Origin of the sequence: Labrys okinawensis, assembly GCF_002982075.1 — a bacterium.
GTDB lineage: Bacteria > Pseudomonadota > Alphaproteobacteria > Rhizobiales > Labraceae > Labrys > Labrys okinawensis_A.
Window position 1 is genome coordinate 197,617 of sequence record NZ_PUEJ01000003.1, and the last position, 12,973, is coordinate 210,589.

Annotated in this window: 16 protein-coding genes and 1 riboswitch; of the genes, 6 read left to right on the forward strand and 10 right to left on the reverse strand. The window is 64.0% G+C overall.

Translation table 11 applies throughout. The features are described from left to right. Positions 1-3: 3 nt before the first annotated feature. The 5 genes from gcvH to ctrA form a co-directional block, all read right to left on the reverse strand. Positions 4-375, reverse strand: a complete 372-nt coding sequence (gene gcvH, locus C5L14_RS07975) for a glycine cleavage system protein GcvH (protein WP_105861509.1) — start codon at positions 373-375, stop codon at positions 4-6. Between the two features lie 190 nt (positions 376-565). Beyond that, positions 566-1,717 (reverse strand): glycine cleavage system aminomethyltransferase GcvT, encoded by a 1,152-nt coding sequence (gene gcvT / locus C5L14_RS07980; RefSeq protein WP_105861510.1) that lies wholly within the window; start codon positions 1,715-1,717, stop codon positions 566-568. A gap of 176 nt (positions 1,718-1,893) precedes the next feature. Continuing rightward, positions 1,894-2,000, reverse strand: a riboswitch (glycine riboswitch). Positions 2,001-2,092: 92 nt separating this feature from the next. Then, positions 2,093-2,695, reverse strand: coding sequence for a hypothetical protein (locus C5L14_RS07985; protein WP_105861511.1), 603 nt, complete (start codon positions 2,693-2,695; stop codon positions 2,093-2,095). An 89-nt stretch (positions 2,696-2,784) separates the two neighbouring features. Next, the gene (locus C5L14_RS07990; protein ID WP_105861512.1) at positions 2,785-3,567 is read right to left on the reverse strand and encodes a 5'-methylthioadenosine/adenosylhomocysteine nucleosidase; all 783 of its coding nucleotides are present in this window, start codon (positions 3,565-3,567) and stop codon (positions 2,785-2,787) included. A 165-nt stretch (positions 3,568-3,732) separates the two neighbouring features. Next, positions 3,733-4,434: a response regulator transcription factor CtrA gene (gene ctrA / locus C5L14_RS07995; protein ID WP_105861513.1), complete on the reverse strand. Its 702-nt coding sequence runs from the start codon at positions 4,432-4,434 to the stop codon at positions 3,733-3,735. Between the two features lie 638 nt (positions 4,435-5,072). Between ctrA and C5L14_RS08000 the strand changes: the two genes are divergently transcribed. Beyond that, positions 5,073-5,273 (forward strand): hypothetical protein, encoded by a 201-nt coding sequence (locus tag C5L14_RS08000; RefSeq protein ID WP_105861514.1) that lies wholly within the window; start codon positions 5,073-5,075, stop codon positions 5,271-5,273. Positions 5,274-5,287: 14 nt separating this feature from the next. Beyond that, positions 5,288-5,647, forward strand: coding sequence for a flagellar export protein FliJ (fliJ, locus tag C5L14_RS08005; protein ID WP_105861515.1), 360 nt, complete (start codon positions 5,288-5,290; stop codon positions 5,645-5,647). A gap of 69 nt (positions 5,648-5,716) precedes the next feature. Here the strand turns inward: fliJ and C5L14_RS08010 are convergent, their stop codons facing one another. Genes C5L14_RS08010 through chpT form a run of 3 tightly spaced genes read right to left on the reverse strand, consistent with a single transcriptional unit; the run spans position 5,717 to position 7,113 of the window. Beyond that, positions 5,717-6,025 (reverse strand): hypothetical protein, encoded by a 309-nt coding sequence (locus C5L14_RS08010; protein ID WP_105861516.1) that lies wholly within the window; start codon positions 6,023-6,025, stop codon positions 5,717-5,719. A gap of 52 nt (positions 6,026-6,077) precedes the next feature. Further along, a complete protein-coding gene (locus C5L14_RS08015; protein WP_105861517.1) occupies positions 6,078-6,458 on the reverse strand; it encodes a RidA family protein in 381 nt (126 codons plus the stop codon). A gap of 10 nt (positions 6,459-6,468) precedes the next feature. Continuing rightward, the gene (gene chpT, locus C5L14_RS08020; RefSeq protein ID WP_105861518.1) at positions 6,469-7,113 is read right to left on the reverse strand and encodes a histidine phosphotransferase ChpT; all 645 of its coding nucleotides are present in this window, start codon (positions 7,111-7,113) and stop codon (positions 6,469-6,471) included. 246 nt (positions 7,114-7,359) lie between these two features. Here chpT and cysQ point away from each other — a divergent pair, with 246 nt between their 5' ends. The 4 genes from cysQ to C5L14_RS08040 all read left to right on the forward strand — a co-directional run bounded on the left by cysQ (position 7,360) and on the right by C5L14_RS08040 (position 11,035). Then, entirely contained in the window at positions 7,360-8,166 is an 807-nt protein-coding gene (gene cysQ, locus C5L14_RS08025; protein ID WP_245196547.1) for a 3'(2'),5'-bisphosphate nucleotidase CysQ, read from the forward strand. 319 nt (positions 8,167-8,485) lie between these two features. Further along, positions 8,486-9,079, forward strand: a complete 594-nt coding sequence (locus C5L14_RS08030) for a DUF1134 domain-containing protein (protein ID WP_181161080.1) — start codon at positions 8,486-8,488, stop codon at positions 9,077-9,079. A 221-nt stretch (positions 9,080-9,300) separates the two neighbouring features. Then, positions 9,301-10,473 (forward strand): hypothetical protein, encoded by a 1,173-nt coding sequence (locus tag C5L14_RS08035; RefSeq protein ID WP_105861519.1) that lies wholly within the window; start codon positions 9,301-9,303, stop codon positions 10,471-10,473. 172 nt (positions 10,474-10,645) lie between these two features. After that, positions 10,646-11,035: a VOC family protein gene (locus tag C5L14_RS08040; protein ID WP_105861520.1), complete on the forward strand. Its 390-nt coding sequence runs from the start codon at positions 10,646-10,648 to the stop codon at positions 11,033-11,035. A 44-nt stretch (positions 11,036-11,079) separates the two neighbouring features. Here C5L14_RS08040 and C5L14_RS08045 read toward each other — a convergent pair whose 3' ends face one another. Continuing rightward, positions 11,080-11,979, reverse strand: coding sequence for a pseudouridine-5'-phosphate glycosidase (locus tag C5L14_RS08045; RefSeq protein WP_105861521.1), 900 nt, complete (start codon positions 11,977-11,979; stop codon positions 11,080-11,082). Then, complete coding sequence (locus C5L14_RS08050; RefSeq protein WP_181161081.1) at positions 11,976-12,914, reverse strand: carbohydrate kinase family protein; 939 nt, start codon at positions 12,912-12,914, stop codon at positions 11,976-11,978. The genes C5L14_RS08045 and C5L14_RS08050 overlap by 4 nt, the downstream gene beginning before the upstream one ends. Between the last annotated feature and the right edge of the window lie 59 nt (positions 12,915-12,973).

Here is a 12,973-nt window from a genome sequence, read left to right on the forward strand (position 1 = left end):
GGATCAGGCTCCGATATGGGCCTTGTAGGCTGCATCGTCCATGAGGGCGTCGAGTTCGGCCGGGTTGGAGAGCTTGATCTTGATGAACCAGCCCTTGCCGAGCGGATCCTCGTTCACGGTGGACGGTGCATCGGGCAGGGCCTCGTTCACTTCCAGCACCTCGCCGGAAACCGGCGCATAGACCTCGCTGGCGGCCTTCACCGATTCCACCACCGCGGCTTCGTCGCCCTGCTTGAGCACCTTGCCGGCAGCCGGGAGTTCGACGAACACCACGTCGCCGAGCTGCGACTGGGCGTAGTCGGTGATGCCGATCGTGGCGACATCGCCCTCGACGGATACATATTCATGGTCGCTGGTGAATTTGATCGTGGCCATGGTTTTCCTCTGGTGGTTTACACACCCTCCTCTGCAGGGGGAGGGTCGACGCGCCAGCGTCGGGGTGGGGTGATGAACTATCGATCGGTGAAAACGGGGTAAGGAATGGTGCGGAAGGCAAGTACCGTCACCCCACCCCGCACTTCGTCCGACCCTCCCCCTCCAGGGGAGGGTGAAATTTGGCTCTCCTCTACGACCTATGGAAGCGGTGTGGCGCGAATGGCAGTGGCGCGACCTGTATCGGCACGTCTTTGCCGCGCAATTCGACGGTGAGGCTGGTGCCTTCAGCCGACAGGGCAGGGGGCACATAGCCAATGGCGATGGGACCGCCCACGCTGGGGCCGAAGCCGCCGGAGGTGACGATGCCGACGGTTTCGCCAGCTGCATTCTTCAGCGCCGCGCCCTCGCGCACGGGCGCGCGACCCTCCGGTTTGAGGCCGACGCGAACCCGCGCGGGCCCCGAAGCGATTTCGCGCTGAATGCGGGAGGCACCGGGAAAGCCGCCCTGTTCGCGGCGGCGTTTCTGGATCGACCACAGCAGGCCGGCCTCGACCGGTGAGATGGTCGGGTTGAGCTCATGGCCATAGAGACACAAACCGGCTTCCAGGCGCAGCGAATCGCGGGCGCCGAGGCCGATCGGCTTGACCCGCTCGTCGGCCAGCAGCGTGCGCCAGAGGGTGACGGCCTTGTCGTTGTGAACCGAGATCTCATAGCCGTCCTCGCCGGTATAGCCCGAGCGGGAGAGACCGACCGCGATGCCGTCGAAGGTCGAGCGGCGGGAGGCCATGAAGGGCATGGCGGCTGCGTCGGGGCTATGATCGGCCAGCACGGCAGCTGCGAGCGGACCCTGCAATGCGAGCAGGGCGTAGTCGGCAGCAATGACCAACTGGGCGCTGTCGCCGATCTTGTCGCGCAACAGGGCAAAGTCGGCCTCCTTGCAGCCGGCATTGACCACCAGGCCGAGCTTGCCGTCTTCGGCGGGGTCGGTCGAGCGCGTCACCATCAAGTCGTCGAGCGTGCCGCCTTCATCGTTCAGGAACTGGGTGTAGCGCTGGCGACCCGGGGCGAGATTGAGGATATCGGCCGGCACCAGGGTTTCCAGGGCCGCGGCAACGGCTTCATGGCTGTCGGCGATGAGATAGGCCTGCCCCATGTGCGATACGTCGAACAGGCCGGCCGCATTGCGCGTATGATTGTGCTCGGCGATGATCCCGGTGGGATACTGGACCGGCATGTCATAGCCGGCAAACGGTACCATGCGCGCGCCGAGGGCGACATGCTCGGCATGAAGGGGGGTCTTCAGGAGCGTTTGCTGATCTGGGCTCGCAGCTGGCTCGGCCATGGGCACTCCGGCAAAAGGTTGCACGCCGGACGGATGTCCGGTTGTGCCCCCTCTGTCGCGGTTACCTGAGAGATTTCGCGACCCCGCACCCAAATTTCAGGTGACAAGAACCGGGGGTAGCTTGCGCCCTTCGGTGAGCCCGAATGCTCGCGCATTCGTGCCGCTTTCCAGAGTTTCGTTCCCCCGCGGTCCGGTTGCCTGAGAGTTTCCGGGGCGGTTGCTCCTTCGGCGCCGGTCCGTGATTCCTCAAGGGAATCAGACCGAACTCTTCCGCGGGGATCGGCCGAATGCCGGGAAGCTATCCCTCGCCTCTACTGTCGTCAACCCAACAGAATGGGGCGCGAACAGAAAAGGTCAGAGGAATTTAAGACCCGCTCAGCCCCGGCGCTTTTTCTTGGTGACAGTGCCGCCCTTGCCATCGAAACCCACCACGATGTCATAGGAACTGAGCGGCTGTTCGAGGCCGATGGTGATCGGTGCCGAGGTATCGACCACCCGGAAACTGCCGGGGCCGCCGCCGGGCGTCGCCGACGCGGTGGCGCGGATCACCCTGGTATAGACGGGCTTCTCGTCGCGGTCGCGGATGGTGATGCGCACCGGTGCCGAATAGCCGCCGCCACCGCCGCCCGCCACGGACACATGTCCCTCGACGCCGATCTTGATGGTGACGGTGTTACCGCTGGCAAGATCGCATTCGCGGGCAAAATTGGTGATCGAGAACTGCGCGCTGGGAGGGCCATAGGCTGCGGCGCCGGTGGGAATGTTGATCTGCGGGCACTCGGTATCGGGATCGAAATCCACCCGCAGCGGCCCTTGGGAAGCGGTCTGCGTCTGTTGCGGCGCGGCCGTTTCCGTTGGCGTGCCATAGACGCCGGTGATGACGCTGCTGGAGCAGCCGCCCAGGAGGAGCGCCGGGGTGACCACACCTGCCAACAGGGCGCTACGAGCCGCCCAGACGCCATACTGACTGCCAACCATCGTCACGCTCCGCTGAATGTACGGCGTCCTTATAGCATGCCGTTCGGCTTCGGCCAGTCCGTCGGGGACCCGCTATGCACAGGCTCCCCTCACCAGTCGGTGCGCTGCAGGAAGCGTCGCAGGATGTGGTGGGAGTAGAAACTGGCGACCGTGGCGAGGAAGGCCGGGAAATCGACATGGGCATTGTCGTCCGCGCTGTCGGAGATGGTGCGCAGTACGCCGCAGGGAATGCCGTAGTCGTGGCAGATCTGGGCCACCGCTCCGCTTTCCATCTCGATCGCAAGGGCGTCCGGGATGTCGTCGCGCAGGGCCGCGACCGCAGCGTGACCGTTGACGAACTGGTCGCCGCTGATGATCAGCCCACGATGGAGGCGGGGAGCGGCGAGGGCGAACCGTTCGCGAATCTCGGCGGAAAGCTGCAGCAGATCCTCGGCCAGGAAGGCTTCGATCGCCTGCGACAGGCTGTTGCCGATGGCCGCATCGGCGGCAAAGCGGGACATGCCCGTGAGGGGCACCTCATAGCGCGGGAAGATCGGGCGCGCGTCGAGATCGTGCTGGAGCATCGCATCGGCCACCACGATATCGCCGACCTTTACCGTTGCCGCCGCACCGCCGGCCACGCCGACATTGAGGATGGCGCCGACCTTGTAGGCATGGATGAGGCCGGCGGCGGCGGTGGCGGCGGCGACCTTGCCGACCCGAGACAGCGTCAGCACGCAGGAGCGCCCGAAGAGGTGGCCGCTATGATAGTCCCGGCCGCCGATGCGCTGCGTGTGCGTGGCACCGTCCTGCTTCATCAGGGCGAAAAGCGCTTCGGCCTCCTGGGCGAGCGGGACGAGAATGCCGAGGGGAGAGATAGAGGAGACTGTCATGCAAGCTTCCGAGGCAGGCGGGTTCAGCGAAGGCGGGAATGGATACCATAGCCATTCGTTCATCGCCTTGATGTCAAGCCATTCCCATGTGGCGGCGCGCCCCGCCAAAAGAAAGGCCGGGACTGAGCCCGGCCATCTCGTCGCGTTCTTGGGGGAGGTGCGGCCTCAGACCGCGATACGCTCCTCGATCTCGTTGGGCTCGCGCAGCACATAGCCGCGACCCCAGACCGTCTCGATGTAATTGGTGCCGTTGGTGGCGTTGGCGAGCTTCTTGCGCAGCTTGCAGATGAAAACGTCGATGATCTTCAGTTCCGGCTCGTCCATGCCGCCATAGAGATGGTTGAGGAACATTTCCTTGGTGAGCGTGGTGCCCTTGCGCAGCGAGAGCAGCTCGAGCATCTGATATTCCTTGCCGGTCAGATGCACGCGCGAGCCATGGACCTCGACCGTCTTGGTGTCGAGATTGACCACGAGGTCGCCGGTGGCGATCACCGATTGGGCGTGGCCTTTTGAACGGCGGACGATGGCGTGGATGCGCGCGACCAATTCGTCCTTGTGGAAAGGCTTGGTCAGGTAGTCGTCGGCGCCGAAGCCGAGCCCCTTCACCTTGTCCTCGATGCCGGCGAGGCCGGACAGGATCAGGATCGGCGTCTTGACCTTGGCTACCCTGAGGGAGCGCAGGACTTCATACCCCGACATGTCGGGGAGGTTCAGGTCGAGCAGGATGATGTCGTAATCATACAGCTTGCCGAGATCGACACCTTCCTCGCCCAGATCCGTCGTATAGACGTTGAAACTCTCTGACTTGAGCATCAGCTCAATGCTTTGCGCCGTGGCGCTATCGTCTTCGACAAGAAGTACGCGCATCTCAATCCCCCACTGCGGCCTCGGAGGGTCGACCGCCGTCGCGAATGCGCAGACGGCACGGTGAAGTCACCTCGTCGATGATCAACCGCGACGCTACGCAGGCATGGTTAACAAATTGTGATTCTCTCATGCAAGCGAAACTTGAAAACAAGGTCCAAAACTCCCTGTAACACATTGCCTGAAAGACAGATTCGGTGAGCGACAAGCGTCAACATTCACATGAAGAAACTTGCCTAAGCGATTCAACCGACTCACCCATTCGCCGCAGAATTTGGACAAACGTGGCGGTGAGTTCGTTGACCGTTGTTAGGGATCATTAACGAGGCAGGTAAATTAATGGTTACCGTCGGGGGAGCTTCTTAGTGATTTAGGGCGAATCAACAGCTTCTTCGAGCGGCCGTGCTCGATGGTGGACGTGAGGGCTTGCCTCGCCGGTGTCGAAAGAGGCAGGCCGGTTCACAGCGATGCTGCCTCGTCGAATCCGCTTGCTTCTTCAAGCTGTTAGAAACATGTGAACGCAGTATTAATCCGGCTCTTTCCATCCGGCGTGAAGCATAGCTTCAGCTGGAGTCGGTACTCTTACTGCAGCCTGATGCTCCCGGGAGAAATCTTAAGAAAAGCGGCAGGAGCATGCAGAAATGATGCGCCGACTTGATAAATCTTGGCAGGCGCTTTTCTTGATCGTCGACTGTCCCGCCTTGGTTCGCGGCTTTTTTGCGGCGAGTAAGGAAGAATTCACGTCCATGCCGGATGGTGTGGGTCTTCGCCGGGCCGATGGCCTGGCGATCCGATTGTGCGGCCTGTCCTCCACGGTAGGGGCGGCGGGCCGATGCGGCTGATGGAGTAGTGAGTAATGAAGTCGCGCGACACCCTTATTCGTCTCAAGCGCTTCCAGGCAGACGAGAGACGCCGCCAGGTCATCCAGATCGAAACAATGGTGGCAGAGTTCGAGCGCATGGCAGGCGAGCTCGATCGTGAAATCAAGGCCGAGGAAGCCAAGGCCGGCATCACCGATCCGAGCCATTTTGCCTATCCGACCTACGCGCGTGCGGCCACGGCGCGCCGTGACAACCTGCGTGGCTCGGCCGACGATCTGAAGATCAAGCTGGAAGACGCCAGGAGCGCGCTCGCCGATGCCCTGGACGATCTGAAGATGGTCGAGACGCTCGACGATCGCGAAAAGGCCAGCGAGCGCAGCATCGCTGCCCAGTGAGACTGATTCCGGGCAGGCAAATCCTGTTCCACTCAGGCTTGGGCAGCCGATACGGTAAGGGGCCGCCGCTCACTGCTTGGGCGTCGGCGGCTTGGTGCTGGTGCAGCGCAGATCCTTGCGCAGGCAGGCGATGCCCGGGGTCGAACACATCGGCTTGCCGTTCACTACGGCGCAGATGATGCATTCGTCGGTGATTTCTGTGCAATCGGGATGGCCGGCGGTGAAGGAAAGCACGCGCTGGTCGGGGGCAATCGGCTTTGAAGGGGCCGGAGGCTCCGACGCCCTGGCCTGATTATCCTGCGCCCGCACCGGCCGCCCTTCCAGGCCGACAGTCAGCAGGGAAGCAGCCAGACACAGGCGGAACAGCACGCTGCGCATTCAGGCTCCCTCCCTGCGATCGGCCTTGAACAAAGACTTAAAGCAAAATCCCTCAGCCGCGAAACGCCGTGACCTCGATCTCGACCTTCATTTCGGGCTTGATGAGATCGCAGATCAGCATGGTGGCCGCGGGCCTGATAGCGCCGAAGACCCGGCCGGTGACCGCCATCACGGTCTCCACATGGTCGGTGCTGGTCACATAATAGGTCGCACGCACGACCTGGTTCATGGCAAAACCGCCCTCGGCCAAGGCCTTTTCGATGGTCGCCAGCGTGTTCTCGGTCTGGGCGCCGACATCCTCCGGCAGCGTCATGCTGGCATAGTCATAGCCGGTGGTGCCCGATACGAAGCACCAGTCACCCTGCACGACGGCGCGGGAATAGCCGGCGCTGCGTTCGAGCGGGGAGCCGGTCGAGATCAGTTTGCGGGGCATGGAGACGTGCTCACACTGGCGCGGCGGCGATGCGCACGCCGCCATCGATCGTCTCGACCGTCACGGACATGCCGGCAGCTCGGGCAATCAGCCCGGTGTAGTAGGGCTGGATCAGGTGGCTATCGAGCGTGCCGTTTTCGGGTTCGCCCGCCAGCAGGCTGATCAGGCCGGGCGGAATGCGCGAATTGCCACCGAGCGAGATGACCTCGAAGGTGGGCATCTCCGGATCTCCGGTCACCTTGGCATTGATCGAACCGCCGCGCGGAATAGTGGTGGTGGCGACCACGAGCAGGTTCAGCAGCAGCTTGACCTTGTTCTTGGGCATGAATTGGCGCGGCGCAGACCAGCTGAGCGTCACCTTCTCGTCCTGGATGAAGCCGCGCGCCACGTTCTCGGCATCGCCGAGGTCGATCGAGGCCCCGGCCGAGCCGGCCGCCCCGAAGGCAATCCGCGCAAATTGCAGGCGGGCCGAGGCATTCCGGGAGCTCTTCTTGATCAGGTCGAGGGCGAAAGCCTTCATCGAGGCATCGTCCTCGTCCTCGAGGACTTCGAGCCCGTTGACGATGGCGCCGACCGGATTGATCACGTCATGGCAGACGCGAGAGCAGAGCAGGGCGGCCAGATCAAGCGCATCGAGTTGAAAACCAGCGGTCATCGCAGCACCCAGAATAAATCAGGAGAGAAAGGCAAATCAGGAGAGAATCAGATCTCAAAACCTGTTTTTCAGATAGACTCTGCGGCGCGGGATGTGAAGGCGCGAGGGACCGGCTTGTCCTGTTACGCCCTCTTTGCAACCCTGGGCCGCGATTGCGAAGGGGATGCGCACAGCGCCGCAAGACCCAATATTCTTGCGGTAGGATGCCAATCAGGACTAAACAGGCCGCTGCTATCGGAGGCCCTTTTGACCCAGACCGCTCAGACTTCGCCCTCGCCCCTTTCCAGCCCGGACGCCATTGCGCAGGCCTTTGCCGAGATCGCCCGCGAGGCGGGTGCCGCGATCATGCAAGTCTACGCCAAGGGATGCGACGCCCGCATCAAGGACGACCGCTCGCCGGTGACGGAAGCGGACGAAGTGGCGGAGGCGATCATTCTGCGGCGGCTGGCGCATGTGATGCCGGATGTGCCTGTGGTGGCCGAAGAGTGCGCCGCCAAGGGGGTGATTCCGGATGTCGGCAGGCGTTTCATCCTGGTCGACCCGCTGGACGGCACCAAGGAATTTCTCAACCGCAACGGCGAGTTCACCGTCAACATCGCGCTGATCGAAGACGGCAAGCCGGTGGCAGGGTGCGTCTTTGCGCCGGCCGTGAATGCGCTCTATGCCGGCGGTGACACGGCCTGGCGCGTGCGGGACGGCATCGAAGAGAGGATTTCCACGCGAGCCTATCCCGCCGAGGGCCTGACGGCGCTGTGCAGCCGTTCACATCCCGACGCCAAGAGCGAGGCATTTCTGGCCGAATATGCCATTGCGGACCGGCGCGAGGCGGGGTCCTCCCTGAAATTCTGCCGGGTGGCGGAAGGTGTCGCCGATGTCTATCCGCGCTTCGGACCGACCATGGAGTGGGACGTCGCAGCCGGCCATGCCGTGCTCTCCGCCGCGGGAGGACAGGTGCTGATGCCCGATGGCGAAGATTTTCGCTATGGCAAGGCCGATGCCGGCTTCCGCAATGTCGCTTTCGTGGCCTGGGGCCAGGACGCTCCTCAAAAATAGCTATTGCCGGGTGGTCGGGCCGCTGCCGGGCCGCCGCCTCGCTGCGCCCGCTCCCTTGCCTCAATCCTGCATGAATGCGGCCATGCTTCCGGGCGTTTTGGTTGCTGCTATCGCCACCTCGCATCGCGTCGGCGTCTTGTGATTCACGGTGATTCCACCGGGGCGCCCAGACCCGCCGAAGTGAGCAGGGGGAGGCGCGGCAACGACATCGTTCGAACGCGTTTGCTCTTGGAAGCAATTTCTTAACGCTGTTGGGCCACAAAATAGGGCTCACAGAGGCCTGGGCCTGTCGTCAGGCCCTCAGCCAACGAGGCTCGCGATGAACGACATTCTTCCCCGCCGCAAGGCTCTTACCATGATGGCCGGCATGGCTCTGTCCGCAACCGGCTTCGTTTCTCCCTCCCTGGCGCTGGCGCAGTCGGAGCGGCCGGAGCGCATCTCCTCCAACGAACTCGTCAATTCCGGCCACCGTTTCTTCGGCACCGTGTCGAGGGATCTGGCGCTCACCATTCAGAAGGCCGTGGCACGCTGGGGTGAACCCAACGGCTACATCCTGGGCCAGGAAGGGTCGGGCGCCTTCATCGGTGGGCTTCGCTATGGCGAGGGCACGATGTTCACGCGCAATGTCGGCGACCGCAAGGTCTATTGGCAGGGCCCCTCCGTGGGCTGGGATTTCGGCGGCGACGGCGCCCGCACCATGATGCTGGTCTATAATATGGATCGGGTCGACGAGATCTACAGCCGTTTTCCGGGGATCGCCGGCTCGGCCTATATCATCGGCGGTTTCGGCATGACGGCGCTCGGCGACGGCAATATGATGGTCGTGCCCATCAAATCCGGCGTCGGCGCCCGTCTCGGCATCAATCTAGGTTATCTCAAATTCACGCCGTCGGCTACGTGGAATCCCTTCTGATCGCACGCAACTGTGCGGCAGCAAGGGGCAGTTGCTGGCTCTCATCTCGGCAAGAAAATGCAGTTACCAGCACTGCTGTCAGATCATCTGGATAACCCGTACGCAAGGGATTCCGGCGGGACATCAAAGTGCGATTTTAAGCACGCTGTGCGTTTTCATCCTGCATTGTCGTCGAATTGACGTATAGTACGGCGAAGATATCGCCGTACTGAGACCCTGCCGTGCTCGATTATGCGATTGCCTTTTTCCTCGGAGCAGCGCTCGCTGCCCTGGCCGCACTGGCCATGGTGCCTGCGATCTGGGGACGTGCGCGTCGCCTGATCCGCCGTGAAATGGAAACGGCGCTGCCCCTGTCGATGGCACAGGTGCGGGCTGCCCAGGATCATGTCCGGGCGGAAGCGGCCCTGCGGCACCGCCGCCTCGAACAGAAAGCCGAGCATGAGCGGGCCCGGCGACATCAGTTGATGGCCGATTTTGGCCGGCAGAGCGAGAGGCTGCGCAGGCTCGAAGCCCTGCTTGGGGTCGATGCTGCCAGGCTCGGCCGGATGGAAGACGGTGCAGCCAACGCCCAGCGCGACGTGCTGGCCGCCCAGCAGGAGGTTGCGGCGCTCAAGGCGGAACTGGCGGCGGCGCGGGTGACCATTGCGCTGCGCGACGACGAAGCCATCGATCGCGACCGTGAGCTTGCCAGCGCGCGGGAAAGCAATGACGGCCTGCGCCTCGAACTGGTTGCCCTTCGCACCAAGCTCGGTGCGGCGGAGGATGGCGCGGTGCTGCACCAGCACGAATTGCAGGAAGCGCTGGCACTGGCCTCCGGCAAGGATGATCGGCTGGCCACCCAGTCGATCGAGCTGATGCGGCGCGACACCGCGATCGCCGCGCTCGAGGCGCGCACGGCCTCGCTGCAGCGCGAATTGCAGGCGATGACCGACAAGAGGCAATTGGCCGAACTGGAGAAATTGGACAATCAGGACAGGCTTTCTGCTTGGGAGGCGGATCTGCGCCGCAAGGATGCCCTGCTGGCCGAGCGCGATGCCCGGTTGGCACTGGCCGCCGGACGGGAGGCCGAACTGATCGCCGAACTCAACCGCCTGCGCCGCAGCGCGGAGCCGAGCGCTGCCGAGGAAGAAATCGGCGCTTTGAAGATCGAGCGGGCCCGCCTGCAAGCCGAGCTTGCCGCTCTTCGCGAGGAAGCCCACGAATCCTGGCTCCGCATCGAAGCCGACAATAGCCTGTTGCGGCGTGAAATGGCGCAGGTTGCTGCCGAGATCGCCCGCGAGGCGGCGACCCGCAGGGCCGTCGGCGTTGTGCCCGGACCGGAGCGCCAGGCAGCGAACGATCCGGCAATGAAGGAACCGCTGGCGCAAGGAAGCCAGGAAGCCCGGCCACGCTGACCACGCTCCCCAAGCGCTCGACGGCTTGGCCGTCTAGAGCAAAGTGCGATTTCTCCGAATCGGACTTTGCTCTCTAATTCCTTGTTTTGACGCGTTTTTTTAATCGAAAAGTCTATCGACTTTTCTGGAAAACGCTCTAGCGAGGGAGAGGAGCGTCTACGGGGAGCAAGCCATGACCAAGCTGAACGGCATCGTGCCGTGCCTGACCATCGATGGGGCCAAGGCGGCCATCGACTTCTACAGGAATGCCTTCGGTGCCGAGGAGGTCAGCCGCGCCGACCATGAGGACGGCAAGCGGCTGATGCATGCCCATATCCGCATCAATGGCTGTGACGTGATGATGTGGGACCTGTTTCCGGAATTCGGCATGGCCGCCACGCCGCCCCATGGCGTGACCATCCATATCGAGGTCGATGATGCCGACCGATGGTGGCAGCGCGCGCTCGATCATGGCGCCACCGTCGCCATGCCGATCCAGGACATGTTCTGGGGCAGCCGCTACGGGCAGCTCAAGGATCCCTTCGGTCACACCTGGTCGATCGGCGCGCCGCTGAAGGCGTAGAATGACGGGAGCATTCCGCGCTCCCGCCAATGACCGTGCCGATATTACAGCGCGGCGGCGATCTTCGCCGCCAGGCGTGCATTGTTCTCCACCAGAGCGATATTGGCGATCAGGCTGCGCCCCTGGGTAAGGTCGAGCATGCGCGAGAGCAGGAATGGTGTCAGCGCCTTGCCGGAAATGCCCATGGCATCGGCTTCGTCGACCGCCGCTTCGATGGCGGGATTGATCTCGTTGGCGGCGATCTCGTCGGCCAGCGGGATCGGATTGCCGACCAGCACGCCGCCGTCGAGCCGCAATTCGGCGCGGGCACGGATCAGGGCCGCGATGTCGGCGGGGTCGTCGAGGCGCATCGGCGCCGCCAGGCCGCTCCTGCGGCTCCAGAAGGCCGGGAACTCGTCGGAGCCGTAGCCGACCACCGGCACGCCGAGCGTCTCCAGCGTCTCCAGCGTCTTGGGCAGGTCGAGAATGGCCTTGGCGCCGGCGCAGACGACGCAGACCGGCGTGCGCGCCAGTTCCTGCAGGTCGGCCGAGATGTCGTAGGTCTTCTCCACGCCGCGATGCACGCCGCCGATGCCGCCGGTGGCGAAGACACGGATACCTGCCCGATCAGCGGCGATCATGGTGGCGGCCACCGTGGTGGAGCCGTTCTTGCGGGTGGCGACGGCATAACCGAGATCGGCACGGCTGAGCTTCAGGAACCCTGTGGCCTTGCCCATGGCCTCGAGCTGGCTGTCCTCCAGCCCGGCATGGATGACGCCGTCGAGCACGGCGATGGTCGCCGGCTCGGCGCCGCCCGCCCTGACGGCCGCTTCGACCTTGCGGGCGGTCTCGACATTCTGGGGCCAGGGCATGCCATGGGTAATGATGGTGGATTCCAGGGCGACGACCGGCTTGCCGTCCCTTAGGGCGGCTGAGACGGCGGCGGAATGGGCAATGGACGTCATGATGCTATCGTTTCGGTTGGATGGGAAAGGGCATAGCGGGCCAGCACGGCCCGCATGGTGAGGTCGGAACGCACGGTCTGGGGCGATTCGACCGTGAGGGCGGCCGCTGCCATGGCGCGGCGGGCCGCCGTGAGGAATTCGTCGCCGGCGGCAAGGCGTGCCAGCGTGGCGCCGGCCAGCGCGTCGCCGGCCCCATTGACATTGGTCGGGCGGGAGGCCAGCGCGGCGATGGGGGTGACTTTCCCCTTCTGCCAGGCGAGCGCACCCCGCGGGCCGAGCGTAAGCAGCCCAAGCGGCACCGGGCCCGTTGCGAGCCTTGCCGCCAGATTCTCTGCTTCATCCTCGCAGCCGAGCAGCGCGCGTGCCTCGTAGAGATTGAGGAAGAGGATATCGATCGCAGCCAGGATGGGCACGAGCCTGGCCAGTTTCTGCACCGAGACGGGCACGCAGGCGAGGGCGCGGGGTCCTTTCGCTTCGGCCACGGCCTGCAATGCTGCCGGCGGCAGGTTGGCGTCGGCGAACAGGTAGCCTTCCGAAGGGAAGGCCGCCATGCGGGCGGCAATGGTTTCGGGGGCGATCCGGTCGAAGATCGCCATGTCGGCGAGGCCGATCACCAGTTCGCCCTCGCCGCTGAAGATGGCGGTGTAGGAGGCGGTGGTGGCCCCGGCAGCCGGCGTGACGGCGCTCATGTCGATACCGGCCCGGCGGCTTTCTTCGACAATGCGGCGGCCTTCCAGGTCATCGCCGACCAGCGAGACGAGACCGACATCGACCCCCAGACGCGCCAGATTCTCCGCCACGTTGCGGGCGACGCCGCCGAGGCTGGTACGCATCGTGCCGATGTTCGAGGTGTAGAGGCGCTCCTTCGCATCGGCGGTTTCGCCGACACGGTCGATCACGCAGCCGCCTGCACACAGAACGGGACGATAGGCCATGCTTCCTCGCGACGGGACCATAAGCCCGAAAGCGCATCCCGTGCCACAGATTCGCAGCC